At 38.4% G+C, this 16186-nt stretch carries 17 protein-coding genes and 1 pseudogene; 7 read left to right on the forward strand and 11 right to left on the reverse strand.

The features are described 5' to 3' along the window. Positions 1–28 precede the first annotated feature (28 nt). Positions 29–1039: an AraC family transcriptional regulator gene (locus tag PARC_RS19140; protein WP_010555283.1), complete on the reverse strand. Its 1011-nt coding sequence runs from the start codon at positions 1037–1039 to the stop codon at positions 29–31. Positions 1040–1141: 102 nt separating this feature from the next. Here PARC_RS19140 and PARC_RS19145 point away from each other — a divergent pair, with 102 nt between their 5' ends. Beyond that, on the forward strand, positions 1142–2746 hold the full coding sequence (locus PARC_RS19145; RefSeq protein WP_010555284.1) for a GMC family oxidoreductase: 1605 nt from the start codon (positions 1142–1144) through the stop codon (positions 2744–2746). A gap of 27 nt (positions 2747–2773) precedes the next feature. Here the strand turns inward: PARC_RS19145 and PARC_RS19150 are convergent, their stop codons facing one another. The 3 genes from PARC_RS19150 to PARC_RS19160 form a co-directional block, all read right to left on the reverse strand. After that, complete coding sequence (locus tag PARC_RS19150) at positions 2774–3589, reverse strand: class I SAM-dependent methyltransferase (RefSeq protein WP_010555285.1); 816 nt, start codon at positions 3587–3589, stop codon at positions 2774–2776. A gap of 3 nt (positions 3590–3592) precedes the next feature. After that, positions 3593–3994, reverse strand: a complete 402-nt coding sequence (locus tag PARC_RS19155; protein WP_002960599.1) for a hypothetical protein — start codon at positions 3992–3994, stop codon at positions 3593–3595. A gap of 266 nt (positions 3995–4260) precedes the next feature. Further along, a complete protein-coding gene (locus PARC_RS19160; RefSeq protein ID WP_010555286.1) occupies positions 4261–4680 on the reverse strand; it encodes a DUF3429 domain-containing protein in 420 nt (139 codons plus the stop codon). A 281-nt stretch (positions 4681–4961) separates the two neighbouring features. Between PARC_RS19160 and ahpC the strand changes: the two genes are divergently transcribed. Both ahpC and ahpF read left to right on the forward strand, forming a co-directional pair. Then, positions 4962–5531, forward strand: a complete 570-nt coding sequence (gene ahpC / locus PARC_RS19165) for an alkyl hydroperoxide reductase subunit C (protein WP_010555287.1) — start codon at positions 4962–4964, stop codon at positions 5529–5531. A 154-nt stretch (positions 5532–5685) separates the two neighbouring features. Then, on the forward strand, positions 5686–7260 hold the full coding sequence (ahpF, locus tag PARC_RS19170; RefSeq protein ID WP_007581823.1) for an alkyl hydroperoxide reductase subunit F: 1575 nt from the start codon (positions 5686–5688) through the stop codon (positions 7258–7260). A gap of 117 nt (positions 7261–7377) precedes the next feature. On the opposite strand, the gene PARC_RS19175 is transcribed toward ahpF, so the two are convergent. From PARC_RS19175 to PARC_RS19190, 4 genes are all read right to left on the reverse strand, one after another. After that, entirely contained in the window at positions 7378–7638 is a 261-nt protein-coding gene (locus PARC_RS19175; protein ID WP_010555288.1) for a hypothetical protein, read from the reverse strand. A gap of 40 nt (positions 7639–7678) precedes the next feature. Continuing rightward, entirely contained in the window at positions 7679–9700 is a 2022-nt protein-coding gene (locus PARC_RS19180; protein ID WP_010555289.1) for a GAF domain-containing hybrid sensor histidine kinase/response regulator, read from the reverse strand. Positions 9701–10184: 484 nt separating this feature from the next. Then, complete coding sequence (locus PARC_RS19185; RefSeq protein WP_007581825.1) at positions 10185–10406, reverse strand: hypothetical protein; 222 nt, start codon at positions 10404–10406, stop codon at positions 10185–10187. 9 nt (positions 10407–10415) lie between these two features. Next, entirely contained in the window at positions 10416–11186 is a 771-nt protein-coding gene (locus tag PARC_RS19190; protein ID WP_010555290.1) for an undecaprenyl-diphosphate phosphatase, read from the reverse strand. Positions 11187–11422: 236 nt separating this feature from the next. Between PARC_RS19190 and PARC_RS19195 the strand changes: the two genes are divergently transcribed. The 3 genes from PARC_RS19195 to PARC_RS19205 are packed head-to-tail and all read left to right on the forward strand — an operon-like array spanning position 11423 to position 13544. Beyond that, on the forward strand, positions 11423–11710 hold the full coding sequence (locus PARC_RS19195; RefSeq protein WP_010555291.1) for a hypothetical protein: 288 nt from the start codon (positions 11423–11425) through the stop codon (positions 11708–11710). Next, entirely contained in the window at positions 11707–13302 is a 1596-nt protein-coding gene (locus PARC_RS19200) for a PepSY-associated TM helix domain-containing protein (protein WP_010555292.1), read from the forward strand. Before PARC_RS19195 ends, PARC_RS19200 begins: the two co-directional genes overlap by 4 nt. Next, positions 13299–13544, forward strand: coding sequence for a hypothetical protein (locus tag PARC_RS19205; protein ID WP_007581829.1), 246 nt, complete (start codon positions 13299–13301; stop codon positions 13542–13544). Before PARC_RS19200 ends, PARC_RS19205 begins: the two co-directional genes overlap by 4 nt. A gap of 9 nt (positions 13545–13553) precedes the next feature. On the opposite strand, the gene PARC_RS21860 is transcribed toward PARC_RS19205, so the two are convergent. Together PARC_RS21860 and PARC_RS19215 are read right to left on the reverse strand one after the other, a co-directional pair. Continuing rightward, positions 13554–13742 (reverse strand): DUF6363 domain-containing protein, encoded by a 189-nt coding sequence (locus PARC_RS21860; RefSeq protein ID WP_033012873.1) that lies wholly within the window; start codon positions 13740–13742, stop codon positions 13554–13556. 200 nt (positions 13743–13942) lie between these two features. Further along, positions 13943–14656 (reverse strand): annotated as a pseudogene (locus PARC_RS19215) (patatin-like phospholipase family protein); the annotation flags it as partial. Positions 14657–14811: 155 nt separating this feature from the next. Here PARC_RS19215 and PARC_RS19220 point away from each other — a divergent pair. After that, positions 14812–15684 (forward strand): SMP-30/gluconolactonase/LRE family protein, encoded by an 873-nt coding sequence (locus PARC_RS19220; protein WP_010555294.1) that lies wholly within the window; start codon positions 14812–14814, stop codon positions 15682–15684. Positions 15685–15718: 34 nt separating this feature from the next. Here PARC_RS19220 and PARC_RS19225 read toward each other — a convergent pair whose 3' ends face one another. After that, positions 15719–16174 carry an NfeD family protein gene (locus tag PARC_RS19225; protein WP_010555295.1) on the reverse strand — a complete coding sequence of 152 codons (456 nt, stop codon included), beginning with the start codon at positions 16172–16174 and terminating at the stop codon, positions 15719–15721. Positions 16175–16186: the final 12 nt, after the last annotated feature.

Below are 16186 nucleotides of genomic sequence, written 5' to 3' on the forward strand. Positions count from 1 at the left end.
GCTTAAATAAAAATAATAATAAGAGTGTTTAGTTTAACATTTTTTTAGTCCTATATGCTCGAGGAGAACATCCAAACCAGCGTTTAACATTAACACTTAGCGTTGCTTGTTCCTGATACCCTAAAAGCTCAGATATGGTTGATATTGTAAATTGGTTTTGCGCTAAATAGTGTGCAGCTAAAGCGCGACGAGTGGCATCTTTAAGTTTTACAAAGCTCGTATTATGTTTGATAAGTTCTCGATGCAGAGTACGCGGGTGCATACCCAGCGCAGCTGAAATAGTTTGGTTACTACATTGATAAATAGGAAGCATAGGCCTAATTAGTGCACTAACTTGGTTGGGCAATGGTTGTGTGTGTTCTTTGTTTTTTGCCAAGAAGCTTAGCGCCGCTTGTACTTTATTTAGTTCAGGGTGATCAAGCTCAAGAGTTAAATCACTTTTTGAGATTACAATACCAGCGCTGTTGCGATGCTCTATAACGTTACAACCAAAGTAAGTGTTATAGGCGCGAGTATTAGTACTTAATTTTTTTGGCAAAAATATATTAATTGGTTTGCAGCGGTTATTACTCAGTTTTTTAATAACAGCCAATGCTAAACCAATGGTTAGCTCAATCACTTGGTTAATGTTCGGTAATGGTTTTAAATTAATTTCGAATGATAAAAACAAGCTTTTATCATTCTCTAAAGGGTGCGAGTTTAAGCTAAGTGCAGGGCTGTGCAAGTGAAGGTATTTAATAACCCAATTAAGTGCATCACCTAAATTAGTACTACTTTTAGCTGCTATTGCAATATGTCCTAAAATATCAAAATTTTGTCTACTTGCGAGCTTAAGGCCAAAACTAGAACAATTGAACTTACAAGCACAGTACTCTAATAGCTCAGCGTAATCTCGATAAGGTAAATATTGGTTATCGAGATTTTTAAAGTCAACGTTATTAATATTACAGCTTTGCATTATTTCATGCGGATCGCCGCCAAATTCGCTAATTAGCGTGTCTATACCTTGTAATGACGTGGCTCTGATTAGGCTGCTCATGGTTAACCTCAAATAAACGATGTCTAAAAATATCAAGTTTTGTTGAGTTTTTCTATGCACTATTACTGCAAAAGCCGTTTAAAACTTTTATTAAGGCACATCATGAACAATACAACATTTGATTACATTGTGATTGGCGCAGGTAGTGGCGGCTGCGTTATGGCATCGCGATTGTCTGAGGATAAAAATGTAAGTGTGTGCTTAATTGAAGCTGGCGGCAGTGATGACAGTGTATTTGTGCAAATGCCAGCAGGCATAGCAGCGAGTGTGCCTTATGGCATAAATAGCTGGCATTACAATACGGTGCCACAAAAAGAGCTTAATAACCGATGTGGTTTTGTGCCGCGTGGCAAAGTATTGGGTGGGTCAAGCTCGACTAATGCAATGGTTTACATAAGAGGTAATAAGTACGATTACGACCAATGGGCGGCTAATGGCAATACGGGATGGGATTTTGATAGTTTACTCCCGTACTTTATTAAAGCTGAGAACAATAAAGCGTTTATAAATAATGAGCTGCACGGGACAAAGGGTCTGCTACATGTACAAGAGCTAAATAACCCAAGTGATGTAAACCAGTATTTTTTAAATGCCTGTGCTGAGCAGGGCGTTAATTTAAGCGACGATATAAATGGCAAAGAGCAAAGCGGCGCACGTCTATCGCAGGTAACTCAGCACAATGGCGAACGTTGTAGTGCAGCAAAAGCATATTTAACACCGCATTTAAACCGCCCAAATTTAACGGTATTAACCCATAGCCACGTTAATAAAATAAATATAACCAATAAGATAGCGCAAGGCGTGCAAATAGAGCGTAATAAAGAGGTTATTAATTTACGTGCTAAAAAAGAGGTAATACTTAGTGCAGGCGCTATTAATTCGCCGCAAATATTAATGCTTTCAGGTATTGGCCCAAAAGAGCAGTTAAGTGCACATAACATTAAGGTTCAGCACGTACTTGAAGGTGTTGGCGCTAATTTACAAGATCACTTAACGGTAGTGCCACTTTATAAATCAAAAACAAATAAAGGCACATTTGGTATAAGCCCGCTAGGCATTGCCAGCATTATAAAAGGCTGTGTTAACTGGTTTAGTAAACGAGAAGGGCGATTAACCAGTAACTTTGCAGAGTCGCACGCGTTTATTAAATTATTTGAAGGCTCGCCAGCGCCCGATGTGCAGCTAGAATTTGTAATTGGGCTGGTGGACGATCATAGTCGTAAATTACGCACTGGGCATGGTTACAGTATACACAGCAGTATTATGCGCCCTAAAAGCCGAGGTACTATTACATTAGCCGATAACAACCCGCGTAGTGCTCCACTTATTGACCCTAATTACTTAAGCCATCCAGATGATTTAACTGTAATGCTTGCAGGCCTTAGAAAAACACTCACTATTATGCAAAGCAAAGCTTTTGATAACATACGCGGTAAAATGGTCTACCCGCTTGATATAAATAATGATGATCAGCTAATTGAGTTTATACGCCAAACTGCAGATACCGAATATCACCCAGTCGGGACATGTAAAATGGGTCAGGACTCAATGGCAGTGGTGGATACTAATTTGCGAGTACACGGGGTAAGTAACTTACGCGTAGTCGATGCGTCGATTATGCCTACCATTATTACCGGCAACACAAATGCACCGGTAATTGCGATTGCTGAAAAAGCAGCTGATTTAATTAAACACGAAAAGGTGTAATTAAATAAACTGTAGTAGGGCTATTAATTAGCTATAAAACTCATTTAGCCATTGTTGCCAATCGCTTTCAAGATGTAGCATTTGCTGATGCTTTTTAGCGTTTAGATGCTTGGTTTCGTCCTCGCTTGCCATATAGGGCCCAACGCGGCAAAGGGGGCAATGGTTAGATGTTAAGTATGCAGGTTTGGTAAGACGTGAGCTTAATTCGCTAGTATGTGTATCAATACTTTTTGGGCTGAAAACGTAAGTTATGCCGCTGGTGTCTTTTACGTGTTTGTCGCGGTCAACATTACGAATTTTATAACCTTCAAAATGGCTAATATCAAATGGGATTTGGCCTAAATAATCAGCGTTTAAACCGTTATTTAAACTCCCTTCTATATTCCATTCTCGATAAGGTTTTACATCCTTTGAAGTGATGTAACACAGCATTGGACCATTTTTATCAAGCGCGTATTCGTTAGCGTATTTAATAAATTGATGCAGCAAAGCGCGGTTTAATACGTTCATACTGGTTTGGCGCGTGTTGTTTTCAAATGCTTCACGGCCAACAAACGCAGGTATAAGCGGAAACTGAAAAATAACCACGTCAAAGCTGTGCTGGTTTTCACTTAGAGTTTGCCAACACGCGGGATTTGTTACATCAAAACTATTAAGTACCTCAACGTTATGCGCTTTTAGGTTACCAAGTGCATTGTGCTGGTACTTTTGCTCAATAGTAGTTTGGTCATCGTAAGTGGATGCAAGCAAAGCTTTTGGCGATAGATGAGTGTAAATAGCGTTCGAAAACGATAAATCGCCATCGCCTACGGTGAGTATTCGCCATTGAGGATTTAAATACATATTTTATTTAGCGTTTATGTTTGTAGCAGTATTATTTATATCGCTATTTGTTTGTGAGTCTTTTGCTAGTAAACGATGAAACGCAAGTCTGGTTTTTAACCCTTCAATAGCGATTTGTTTAATAATAAGATTAAAGGTAATTAAAATGGCAAAGGCAATATGAATAGGGCCGTGAGTAAATCCTGCATCTGTATCGTATAGTGTTAAACCAAATAGCAAAAATAAGACGACTAAAAATATTTCGAGTAATTGACTTGAATAAAAGCTTAAACGACCTTCGCTTTTATGATCTTTTTTAATGCGTATAGCACAAAAAAATGGGATCACTTTGATTTTAAATGCAGCGTTTTTTTCTACGTAGTTTTCGCCAAGTTCGTCGAGTTGTTGGCGTAGTTGGTCAATCATGGTGTGTCCTCAAATAGCAGTGCGCGGATATTACCTTATTACCACGCAATATTTAAGTTTACAGCTGCTATTTAACCTGAACTCTGGTTAATAGATTTGCTAACGCATTGAATTATGGTGATATTTAAATTTATTTTCTCTAGCCAGAGATTTTCTGTGAGAACAAGGCGAATTTACGCGTCAATAGCGGGCCTATTGCAAGTAAATTCAACGCAGTTAGCGCTGAAAATAGCTGCTTGAGATAGATTTATTATCCAGAGCTCAGGTTACTCAGGGTAAATACTCATACCAATAGTCAGAATGTGACAAACAAATACAACAGAGGTAAGTACTACACGCATTTTTTGATAATCTTTATGATAGGTTTGCCATTGCGGCGTGGCTTTTTCAAATATAAGTACTAACCAAAAACTAGCACCTAGCCAAGCCAGTGCCCACTCTACAGGTAAAAATGATAAAAATGGAACTGGGATAACAGGTAATATCGCTTTAATTGCATTGCTATAGCTTTGCTCTCCGGCGCGCCACAAGCTACCTGCCATAAATGCTAAAATGGCGATACTGTAAAAAGTAAAAAACTCTAAGTTAAGGCTATTACTGCCAAACATAAGCGGCCAACCCACACACCCTAAAAACGGGATTAAGCCTAAGTAACCTAGTTGTATGTGGTTAACAAATTTTTCCATTACGGTGTGCCTTATATTTAATGACTTATTTGAAGCGCGGCTATTGTAGCAGTATTGGGATTAGCGATCTTAATAATTCGCCAGCTTTACAATCCTAAAAATGGTTACGGTAAAAGGTGTTATAAAGTTCAATCTAAAAAATCGATTGTTTTAATCTAAACAATCAATTTTATTTAATTCCTCATTAGCCGTATTGTACTTATCAAGCCAACGCGACAGGCCACTTTAATTGGCAGCGTTGATTACTTTGTAAATACTTTAAATATAAATGAGGAAATACCATGAGCACTTCTTTAATTAATACAAAAATACAACCATTTAATGCAACCGCTTACCACAACGGTGACTTTGTAGAATTGTCTGAAAAAGATGTTCTAGGTAAATGGTCAATCTTCTTCTTTTACCCAGCAGACTTTACATTTGTATGTCCTACTGAACTTGGTGATGTTGCAGATTATTACGCACAACTTCAAGAAATGGGCGTAGAAGTTTACTCAGTATCTACTGACACTCACTTCACTCATAAAGCATGGCACGATACGTCAGACACAATTGGTAAAATTACTTACCCAATGATTGGCGACCCAACAGGACGTATTACTCGTAGCTTTGGCGTAATGATTGAAGAAGAAGGCTTAGCACTTCGCGGTACATTTGTAATGAACCCAGAAGGCGAAATTAAAATTATCGAAACTCACGATTTAGGTATTGGCCGTAGCGCTAAAGAACTTGTTCGTAAAGTACAAGCTGCACAATACATTGCAACTCACGACGGTGAAGTTTGTCCTGCATCTTGGCAGCCAGGTGAAGACACACTTGCACCTTCACTAGACCTAGTTGGTAAAATCTAAGTATAGATTTATTCCTACTATAAGGGCAGGTAACTGCCCTTAAATCAACGAACATCCGTTTGTTGGTGCCTCCTATATCAATATACTTGTTTAAGCACATGCATTATTTGGCATGGGAGGCTTGCTGTTTAAATTTTCCTAAAAGGGTTAAGCCATGTTAGATAACAACATAAAAAATCAATTAAAAAGCCATTTTGAATCGCTTACTCAACCTGTTGAGCTGCTTATTGCCTTGGATGACAGCAAAAAATCAGCAGAAGTAGAAAGCTTAGCGAACGATTTAGCCTCACTGAGCGATAAATTTACGGTAATGAACAATCCTGATACAAGCGCGCGTCGCCCGTCAATGGTTGTGCATTCACCTATTAAAAACACTCATATTACGTTTGCAGGCGTACCTATGGGCCACGAATTCACAAGTTTAGTGCTAGCACTTTTACATACTGGCGGACACGCAAGTAAAGCTAAAAGCGAAGACATTGAACAAATACAATCGCTTACTCAAGAACTTAACTTTGAAGTATATATAAGTTTAAGTTGCCAAACGTGCCCGCAAGTAGTCCAAGCACTTAATACTATGGCAGCGACAAACAGCAATATTAAAGCGACCATGATTGATGGCGCATTATTTCAAGATGAAGTAGAAGAGCGAAATATTTTAGCTGTACCGGCTGTATATTTAAATGGCGAACCATTTAGCCAAGGTGCACTAAGCCTTACCGACATACTCAATAAAGTAGATAGCAAAGGGGCACAGCGCCAAGCTCAATCGCTAAGTAAAAAAGATAAATTTGATGTACTTGTAATTGGTGGCGGGCCTGCGGGCGCATCGGCTGCGATTTACTCAGCACGAAAAGGGTTAAATACAGGTATTGTTGCCGACAGATTTGGTGGACAAGTTGCAGATACATTAGCAATAGAAAACTTTATTTCGATTAAGGCGACTGAAGGGCCAAAATTGGTTGCCCAGCTTGAAGAGCACGTTAAAGAATACGATGTAGATGTAATGCATAATCAGCGTGCAGCGGCACTTGGTTATAACAATGGCTACGAAATTACACTTGAAAATGGCGCAGTACTCAAAGCTAAGTCGCTCGTACTTGCCACTGGTGCACGCTGGCGCGAAATGAACGTACCAGGGGAGCAAGAATATCGCGGCCATGGTGTGGCATATTGCCCACATTGTGATGGCCCTTTATTTAAAGGTAAACCTGTTGCCGTAATTGGCGGTGGTAATTCGGGTATAGAAGCAGCAATCGATTTAGCTAATATTGTGCAAAGCGTTACGGTACTTGAATTTGCAGACACACTACGTGCTGATGAAGTGCTTATTCGTAAAGCTAAAAGCATGGCTAATATTACCATTATCAAAAGTGCACAAACTACCGAAGTACTTGGCGATGGTAAAAAAGTAACTGGCTTAATGTACACCGATAGAGTGTCCGGAGAGAGCAAAGAGCTTGAACTTGCCGGTATATTTGTACAAATAGGCTTAATACCAAATACCGAATGGTTAAAAGACAGCGACCTTGAATTAAGCAAATTTGGTGAAATACTGATTGATGCTAAAGGCGCAACGTCACTACCAGGAATTTACGGCGCGGGGGATGCAACCAATACTCCGTTTAAACAAATTATTATTGCAATGGGCAGCGGTGCAACAGCAAGTTTAGGTGCATTTGATTATTTAATTCGTCACTCTGAAGAAGCTGATCAAAGCGCTGCTTAATGTAATTAGTAAAAACTCTCTTGATATAACAGCAAGGCTACACCCATAGCTGTTTGTTAACCCAAGCCGCCCTTCTCCAAAGGCGGCTTTTTTAATGCTTAAGAATTAGCACACGATTTAATCGCACCCACCACCAGAATCACCGCCGCTACAATTTGTGTGAGAGTGCGATGAGTTACTGCTAGAGGAAACTGATGAGTCACTGCCAGTATAAGCTGATGATCCACGTGATGACTTAGCACTGATAAATGTAACTAACAACAATACGCCTGATACGATAACAATTGTTATTGATGAGCTCCATTGCCCAGTGGAAACGCCTTTAAATACTGCAACAATAAGTACTGTTAGTAATATAGTTCTAATTATGTTTTTCATTTTATGTTCTTATTTTTTACCAGTGCCAGTGCAGTAAAAATTAGCTGATTTTTACGGTATGCTCAAGCGCATTAATAACCGCTTTTTCAAGTATGGGTAGTTTAAACGGTTTTGATATAAACATATCCATACCGGCTTGTTTGCAGGCAAGTTTATCTTGTGATGAGGTATTAGCAGTTATAGCCACTATGTAGGTTTCTTCATGCGAGCAGATGTTTTCTGATCTAAGCTGCTTTGTTGCCTCAAATCCATCGAGTATGGGCATTATGCAGTCCATAAAAATAAGGTCATAATGCTTTTGGCGGCATTTTAATACAGCATCTTGGCCATCAACTGCAGAGTCGGCTTTTATATTAAGTTTGCCTAAAGAAGCATGAAGTACCAACCTATTAATATCGTTATCATCGACTACAAGTACTGATAGTTCACTGCCATTGATATCTAACGTTGATTTGAGGTTTTCTTGTTTTTGTTCTGTCCCTTTCTCAATAGGAATATTTACTAAAAACGTAGTGCCTTTATTAGGTGTACTTTTTACCTTTATTTTTCCGCCCATATATTCAACAAGCTCTTTTACTATTGCAAGGCCAAGGCCTGTTCCACCTTTTGAATTTTTAGCATCTACTTCTTGAGAAAAAGGAGAAAACAGTGATTCTAAAAAGCCTTTACTCATTCCTCGGCCTGTATCAGACACTTCAATATTTAAACTTAGCTTATTTTTTATTTTAGAAAGGCTGGTGTTTAGTGTAACTGAACCATTTTCAGTAAATTTAAGTGCATTACTCAGTAAGTTAGAAGCAATCTGGCTAAGGCGTGTGTTGTCGCTAAACGCCCAGCAGTTGTCATCAATTGTATTATTTACTTGTAGCGTTACATGCGTGTTTTTAAATAGAGGTGTATATAAAGAAGTTAAATCGGTAAAAATTGTTTTTAGTAAAAAGTCAGTAGGTTCAAGCTTTAGCTCACCATGATTAATTTTAGAAAAATCGAGCACTTCGTTAATAATACTAAGTAAAATATCGGCGCTTCTAAGTCCTATTTTAATTTTTTCAGCGCGAACTTCTTCACTGTGTTCATCAACTAATGTGGTTAGCATACCTGTAATGCCATTCAGTGGGGTTCTTAATTCGTGGCTGATTTTAGCAAATAGCATGCTTCTGTCTTCAAGTAGGCGCTCTGCTTGAGCTTGCTTTTGTTTAAGCTCTTCTCGGAGCATTACTGACTCGGTTACATCTTGGCAGGTGCCAAATAATCGGACACATCGGCCTTCATCAAATTCGGCCTCACCAAAGGTAGCCACCCATAAATGTTTATTTTTAGCGGTTACTATTTCTAGTTCTAGATTCCATTTTTTGCCTTTTTCTATGGCTAATTCTACCGCGCGAGTAATGCCTTCACGACTTGGACCTTCTTTATAAAACTCGACTGCAGAATTCATTTGCGGTTGAAATTGTTCATCCACCTCATGTATGAGGTATGTTTGCTCGCTCCAGGTAATTTTATCGGAGATTAGATCAACCTCCCACGTACCTATATTTGCAACGTGTTCTAACTTTAATAAAGTATTACTATTTTTTATGAGTTGTTCTTTAGCTTGGGTGCGAGCAAATTCCGATCCAAGCCATTGTGCAAATAACTCAATATAATCATAGGCTGCATCATTAAAAGCTGGAGAGCTGTTTATGGATGAAAAGTTAACGGTACCAAATATTTTTTCACCAATTTTTATTGGCGCGCCAATATAAGACTCTAACTGAAAGTTTATATAACAGGGGTGGTTTGCAATTGCGCTTTGAGATGCTTTATGAAAGGCAAGTGCAGAGCCTGCAGCGAGCGTATGTACGCAATAGGTGCCTTGTAATTCAAACACGGTACCGGGTAAAAGTGAGTTGTCAGGGGTTTTGGCATATAAAACGGTGTAGCTGTTTTCATCTACTTTACTAATAATACCTAGCTCAAGGTCAAATACTTCTAACCCAAACACTAAGAGCTTATTAATTTTATTTTCAAAATCAAGAGATTGATTAGAAACTATATCGTGAAAACATCGTAAAAAATTCAAAAGAAAACACCCCGTAAGCTTTTGTTCAATTTATATAATACATAGGCCAATTAGGGCATTGGTATTAGTTTAAAATCCAGTTTAGCAGTTTTAATTACTAATAACTAAAATTGATACGTATAAAATTTTATAACCTTATGTTTTTATGAACTAAGTTAGTGGTTTATTAATAGTAGTAGGGCCTGTTGACCTTTCAGGATTAAAATTTGTTCAATCTAGGGGCGATTTAATCGCGGCGCGAGGTTTGTAACCTAGTGGGCTCGATAACTGCTCCTGCGTTATTCTACTGGCTTACATCCATGTAAGAATAAGTAAAAACCGAGCAACAAAGAGTAAATTGTCCCTAGGCAGAATAACCACACTACATAGGCTCTGCCTTGCCTAAATACCAAACAGTCTGCTGCAAATTTAACCTCGAAAGATAAACAGGCCCTTGTATATAGCGCAGCATGCCGCCGAGCATATAATACTCAGCGGTATACTTTTAATACGTTGAATTTGGGGTATATTGCGGGTTGATATCGCCGCCTACTTCCTCTGGGTCAACATCGTTAATAAGCAGTGTTTCACGTACAGCTTCAATGTGATCAAGCACGCTTTGGTAGCGCTCGCCATATTCATACTTTGTCACCTCAATCGCTTTAGGCATGTAAGTAAAAGCTATTTTTAGGGCGTGGAGTGCTTCTTCGTTTATTTTTTCGCTCATAATATTCTCTTATGTGTAGGCTATAGTTAGTAAAATAACACCAAATACGATTCGGTAAAGACCAAAACTAACAAAAGTGAAATTTTCTAGAAAGCGTATGAATAGTTTAATAGTAAAATAAGCAACTATAAAAGACGTTAAAAAACCCACAGCAAGGGCAGTTAGGTCATCTAAGCTAAACAGTTGGTAATGTTTAAGTAAGTCGTACCCTGAGGCTGCTGCAAGTACAGGTAAACCAAGTAAAAATGAAAATTCAGCGCTGGCTTTTCGGTTTAAACCACACAACATGGCACCAACAATAGAACTTCCAGCACGACTAGTCCCTGGAATTAACGCAAATACTTGTGCTACGCCAATCCAAAGAGCTTGTTTATAAGTAACTTGGGTTACATCGGTAGTTGTGCAGTGAGTCTCTTTATAACTGCGCTCTAATAGTAAAAAAATCACACCGCCTACAATAAACATAACACCTACTACTGGTACGCTAAACAGTGTTTTTATTACATCACTAAATATAAAACCAATAATACCCAAAGGAATAAATGCAATGGCAACTTTCACCCATAAATTGAAATGTTTAGGGCTGAACTTGTCTTTATAGTTGGCTAGTACCGCTAAAATGGCGGCAAGCTGGATAATTACTTCGAAGGCGAGATTAGCGTCTGTTGATTCAATGCCTAACCACTTTGACGCTACAATTAAGTGCCCAGTTGATGATATGGGTAAAAATTCTGTTATACCTTCAATAATACCTAAAATAATCGCGTTAATTATATCCACGGTTTACTGCTTCCTGAAAAATTAAAAAGCCCGAACTCGGCTTAACTGAAATGACGCATTACTGCGTACCTAAATTGCGAGGCGTAGCATAAAAGCTCTAAAGGCAAACCAACAGTGTTTTTAGACTTAATTTGTTTAATAAATTGCATTAAGTATTAAATGCACAATATAATGACAATTGTTATCATTTGCATGTGCTGTTTTGTATATGTTTGGGCAAATTTACTGAGCGAATAATGAATAATAAAAAAACGTTTACAGCTACACGGCGAAGGCACTTAATTGCGTGTGTATTAGCGCTAATTACAGCGGTAATAATGATTCCGGGTATGACAACCTATTTACCGTTTCAAATGAATGAACAAATATTACTGCCTATTTTACTCTTTCCTATTATTTGGACTGCGTTGTTTATTTATGCGTATTTGGCGCAAAAAGTATGGCAACCTTTTGTAGTAATGATTGTATTGTGTGTATTACATGGTTTATTGAGTTTTTGGGCGTTAACGCAGGGGCAGGGATGAAGTCGATTACTTTAAAAAAGCTATTTTTATTACATAGCTGGGTAGGAATTATTACTGCGGTACTGCTATTTATTGTTGCATTTAGTGGGGCGTTAGCAGTTCTGTCGCGACCTGAGTTAAAAATATGGGCTAATCCAGAACTACAATCTAGCCAATACGTTGCCAGCGCGCAAATTAACCGACTAGTAAACGAATACCATAAAAAAGTACCTAGTAAATTTGGCGAAAACATTCATGTGTTTTTACCAAGTGGGCATAACTTTCATTTATTAACGTTGGTATTTGAATCTCACCATGGGGATGAAAATTACGACCAAGAGGTAGCCAGAGTATTTCAGTTTCATCCCGATACGTTAGCGCTGGAAAATACTTACTATGGGCCTAGTAAAGAGTTTTACGCTAATAAAAAAACGGATGCGCCAACTTATATAGGTGAGTTTCATGCAGATTTGCATTTAGGGCGACCAATTGGGTTAATACTCACTGGTTTTTTAGGTTTAACGCTTTTAGTAAGTGCAGTGACAGGCTTGTTTATTCATCGCAAATTGATAAAAGAGCTCTTTACGTTTAGGCGAGATAAAGAGTTAGATATTGCAGTAAGCGATGCTCATAAGGTTATAGGTATTTGGGGCAGCGTATTTAATATTGTGATTGGTTTTACAGGATCATTTTTAGGGCTCGCGACCATTATTTTACTACCAGCAGCTGCGTTTGTGAGCTTTGGTGGCGATCAAGATAAGTTAATAGAAACGTTTACCGCTATTCCTGAGCCTGTAGTTAGCCACATTAAGCAACCTACAAAAATAGACACTATTTTAGAGCATGCTCATAGTCGTTACCCTGAAGCAATAATTAGGGATGTCACAATAATGGCGCATAACGATGCGAATGCGCAGGTATATTTGCGTTTGTTAGGTGGCGAGGCTGTTGCTTCTCAGTTACTGCATTATCAGGGCAATGGTGAGTTTGTGCAGTCGATGAGTAGTTTTGGTGATATTTCAGGTGTTTCGATAAAAGTAATTGAGTTGATGTTTCCGCTGCACTTTGGGAACTTTGCAGGAGTGTTTGTAAAATTACTTTGGGTATTGCTTGGCTTAAGTACTGCGCTTTTACCTATTTCGGGCATGATGATGTGGCTAACAAAGCGCACACGTGGCAGTAGCCCTTCACTGAGTATGCAGGCATATGCACGCTGGAATCGTTTTATTATTGGCAGTTGTGGCGGTTTGGTATTAGCAAGCTTTGTGCTATTTCCTGTGCAAGTTTTACTTAATTATAGCGTTGTTGGTGTGGCGCAAAATAGCTTTTTTGGACCCGTGTTCTTTTATACGTGGTTGGCATGGTTACTATTAAGTGTATTGCCCATAGGTTATAAAAACTATTTTAAGCTGACACTTTTACTATGCGGCGCTTCGCTTGCTTTGGTGCTGCCACTTAATATTTTACTTGGCGTTAGCAATGTTATTAACCTTAATAGCTCGCTTGTCGCGGTAGTAGATATAAGCTTTATGGTGGTGGGTATCGTGTGTATGTTTGTTGCCTTAAAAATAAAAAACACACAAAAATTAAAAATTGAGGTACAACCCGCATGAACGAGCTACTAATTACAATTGCGATGGTGAGTTTACTACTCATGATGCTCAACCTACGAAAAAACACACTTACATTAGCGACTAAAACATTTTTAAGTGCACTGCTATTTGGTTTAGCGCTGATATGTTTTATGAGTGTTTACGGTATTTTAGGCGGTGCAATATGCACCGTTGTGGGAGCTATGTTAGCTGGTTTACTAACCGCAGTTATTGCGGGTAAAGCACCGCAATTATTAGGTTAAATAATGCAGTTATTTAGCTAAAAAGGCCTTAGCAGTATCAACTCCCATGTTGTAACCACTATTAAGTATTTCAAACTTTTTAGTGGTACGCCCAACTTTAAAATTAGCCGGTGGTGCAATGATATTGATTTTGCAGTCACTAGGGCGTGTTGATCTTTGGTGGGTGAATTTGCAGCAGTATGTTTGGCTTTTAGGCAAGGCGGAGCCTATGTAGTGTGGTTATTCCCCATGAATAGGCGATAACGCAGCATAAATACCAAACATGCGCTGCCCAAAGGGTTCTTTCTAGGGACGATTAACTCTTTGTTGCTCGGTTTTTACTTAGCCCACTAGGTTACAAACCTCGCGCCGCGATTTAATCGCCCCTAGATTGAACAAATTTCAATCCACAAAGATCAACACGCCCTAGGTGGATTCATAATAAAATCGATAGACTTATTATAAAAATCAGCCCTGTTTAAGGTCGTTTGAATTAATGCGGGATAGCTTTTATACATTTTTTTAGTAAGCCAAGGTGCCTTACTTGGTTTTTTACGATAGCCTAAACATTGAGACAAAATAACGGTGATTTCGCGTGCACCCATTTCGTAAGCTTTTATTACCGGAATTGAATCAGCAACACCGCCATCGGTCATCGCTATGTCATTAATAATAGGGTAGTCACGATATGCAATGGGTATAGCGCATGATGCTTTTAATTGATGCACCATATCGGCGCTGGTGGCTTTTAAATAGTGTGCTTTGCCTGATTCGATTGCCGTAGATACAATATAAAACTCGTGTGGAGTTTGCTCAAAGACCTCCGTATGAAGGCGTATTTCGCGAATTGTTTCTTGCCATAACCAATCTAAATCAAATAAATGACCACCTTTAATAAAGCGCGCTAAATTAATAAATTCAGGACGGCATGAGTAGTCAGTAATCACTTTATAATTTCGCATTGGTTGTTTGCATAAAAATGCGGCTATATTAGTTGCCCCGGCTGAAACTCCAAAATAGCGTTCAAACGGCTGATATTGATGTTTTAAAAACTCATCAAGCACACCTGCGGCAAATATACCGCGCATTGCACCGCCTTCAACGACGAGTGTGTTTTTATTATTGTTGTTCATGGCCAATCCTTTTTATGAAATTTGATGTTATCAACTCAGTCTAAAAATTACTAATGGTGTTGATAAATTAAAGCCGGGTACACATCGCGAAATTCACTGTTTTCTGGTAAGGTTTAGTATTACAAGGCTTTGTTAATAATAAAGAATAAGTATTTATGTTTGATCCTAGCGTAACCATTTTTGAAAGCACACAGAATCAGCTTGGAGAAAGCCCACTTTGGCATCCAATACTGAATACTTTTTTTTGGGTCGACATAAATAAAAAACTACTTTTAAGTAAAAATACACACAACGAAAGCCAACTAAAAATAGTTAATATGCCTGATACGCTCAGTGCAATAGCGTGGATTGATGAGCAGCACTTGTTACTCTGTACAAGTACTGGTTTATATAAATATCATATTAATTCAAACACTCGCCATCTTATCCTCAATATTGAAAATACACTGTTAAACAGGCGTTCAAACGACGGCCGCGCCGATCCATGGGGTGGTTTTTGGTTTAGTACAATGCATGTAAATGCTAAAAAAGGTGATGGTAAAATATACCGTTATTATAAACGCCAGCTTAAAGCCGTTGTAAGTGACTTGAGTATTCCAAATGGATTGTGTTTTGATAAGGCACGTTTATGTGGCTATTACTGCGACTCTTTAACGAGTTGTATTTATGTATTAGATTTGGATGAGCAAACTGGCGAACCTTGCTCTGAGCCACGTGTTTTTTATCAATTTAATAATACTGATGTTGATCCCGATGGCTGCGTAACCGACCAATTAGGTAATTTGTGGCTAGCTGTGTGGGGAATGGGGTGTGTTATGTGTTTATCCCCAGGCGGTGAGCTAATTAAAACAATAAAGCTTTGTGCAATAAAACCGACATGCACTGCATTTGGTGGTGAAAATGCTGAATTGTTACTTGTGACATCGGCATTTGATGAAGCGATTAATAATACTGTTACTGAACAAGGTGCTGTATTTCAAATCTCAGGCATAAAAAACGGGCAGTTTGAGCCGCCCGTTTTACTGTAATTTATTATACACAGTGCTTGTTTTAAAGTGATGGTTAGCTTTTAGGCTTAACCCACATAACACCCACTTCTTTTTTGGTTACTAAAACCTCAGTACCGGCGCTAATTGGTTGCTCACTTTTGAGTTTCCAGCTAATACCTGAATATTGATGTGTAGTTAAACCTTGTTCTGTTACATCGCTAGTAAGTACAAAAGTAAGTTCAGCAAAATCACTATTCACTTGCTTTTTATCTACGCGATTTTGCATTTGTTTTAATGGTTTCCAAAGTGCAATGGCTAAGCCAGCTGTTACAACTGCATTACTCCAAAGGGCTGTTGCTAATGAGTCAGGTAAAATACCAAAACTCATTAATAATCCTGTAAGGAATAACGATAATCCAAAAAACAACAAAATAAATGTAGAAAGGCCAAGTACTGCTACTTCTATTATTAAAGCAACAATACCAAGTACCATAAGTGTTTGCGGTAAATTTTGCGTAATAAAATCCATACAAACCTCTTT

Source organism: Pseudoalteromonas arctica A 37-1-2 (assembly GCF_000238395.3).
Classification (GTDB): Bacteria; Pseudomonadota; Gammaproteobacteria; order Enterobacterales; family Alteromonadaceae; genus Pseudoalteromonas; species Pseudoalteromonas arctica.

Coding starts and splice junctions, on each gene's coding strand:
- PARC_RS19140 (WP_010555283.1), bottom strand. CDS start 1,039: ATGAGCAGCCTAATCAGAGCCACGTCATTACAAGGTATAGACACGCTA.
- PARC_RS19145 (WP_010555284.1), top strand. CDS start 1,142: ATGAACAATACAACATTTGATTACATTGTGATTGGCGCAGGTAGTGGC.
- PARC_RS19150 (WP_010555285.1), bottom strand. CDS start 3,589: ATGTATTTAAATCCTCAATGGCGAATACTCACCGTAGGCGATGGCGAT.
- PARC_RS19155 (WP_002960599.1), bottom strand. CDS start 3,994: ATGATTGACCAACTACGCCAACAACTCGACGAACTTGGCGAAAACTAC.
- PARC_RS19160 (WP_010555286.1), bottom strand. CDS start 4,680: ATGGAAAAATTTGTTAACCACATACAACTAGGTTACTTAGGCTTAATC.
- ahpC (WP_010555287.1), top strand. CDS start 4,962: ATGAGCACTTCTTTAATTAATACAAAAATACAACCATTTAATGCAACC.
- ahpF (WP_007581823.1), top strand. CDS start 5,686: ATGTTAGATAACAACATAAAAAATCAATTAAAAAGCCATTTTGAATCG.
- PARC_RS19175 (WP_010555288.1), bottom strand. CDS start 7,638: ATGAAAAACATAATTAGAACTATATTACTAACAGTACTTATTGTTGCA.
- PARC_RS19185 (WP_007581825.1), bottom strand. CDS start 10,406: ATGAGCGAAAAAATAAACGAAGAAGCACTCCACGCCCTAAAAATAGCT.
- PARC_RS19195 (WP_010555291.1), top strand. CDS start 11,423: ATGAATAATAAAAAAACGTTTACAGCTACACGGCGAAGGCACTTAATT.
- PARC_RS19200 (WP_010555292.1), top strand. CDS start 11,707: ATGAAGTCGATTACTTTAAAAAAGCTATTTTTATTACATAGCTGGGTA.
- PARC_RS19205 (WP_007581829.1), top strand. CDS start 13,299: ATGAACGAGCTACTAATTACAATTGCGATGGTGAGTTTACTACTCATG.
- PARC_RS19220 (WP_010555294.1), top strand. CDS start 14,812: ATGTTTGATCCTAGCGTAACCATTTTTGAAAGCACACAGAATCAGCTT.
- PARC_RS19225 (WP_010555295.1), bottom strand. CDS start 16,174: ATGGATTTTATTACGCAAAATTTACCGCAAACACTTATGGTACTTGGT.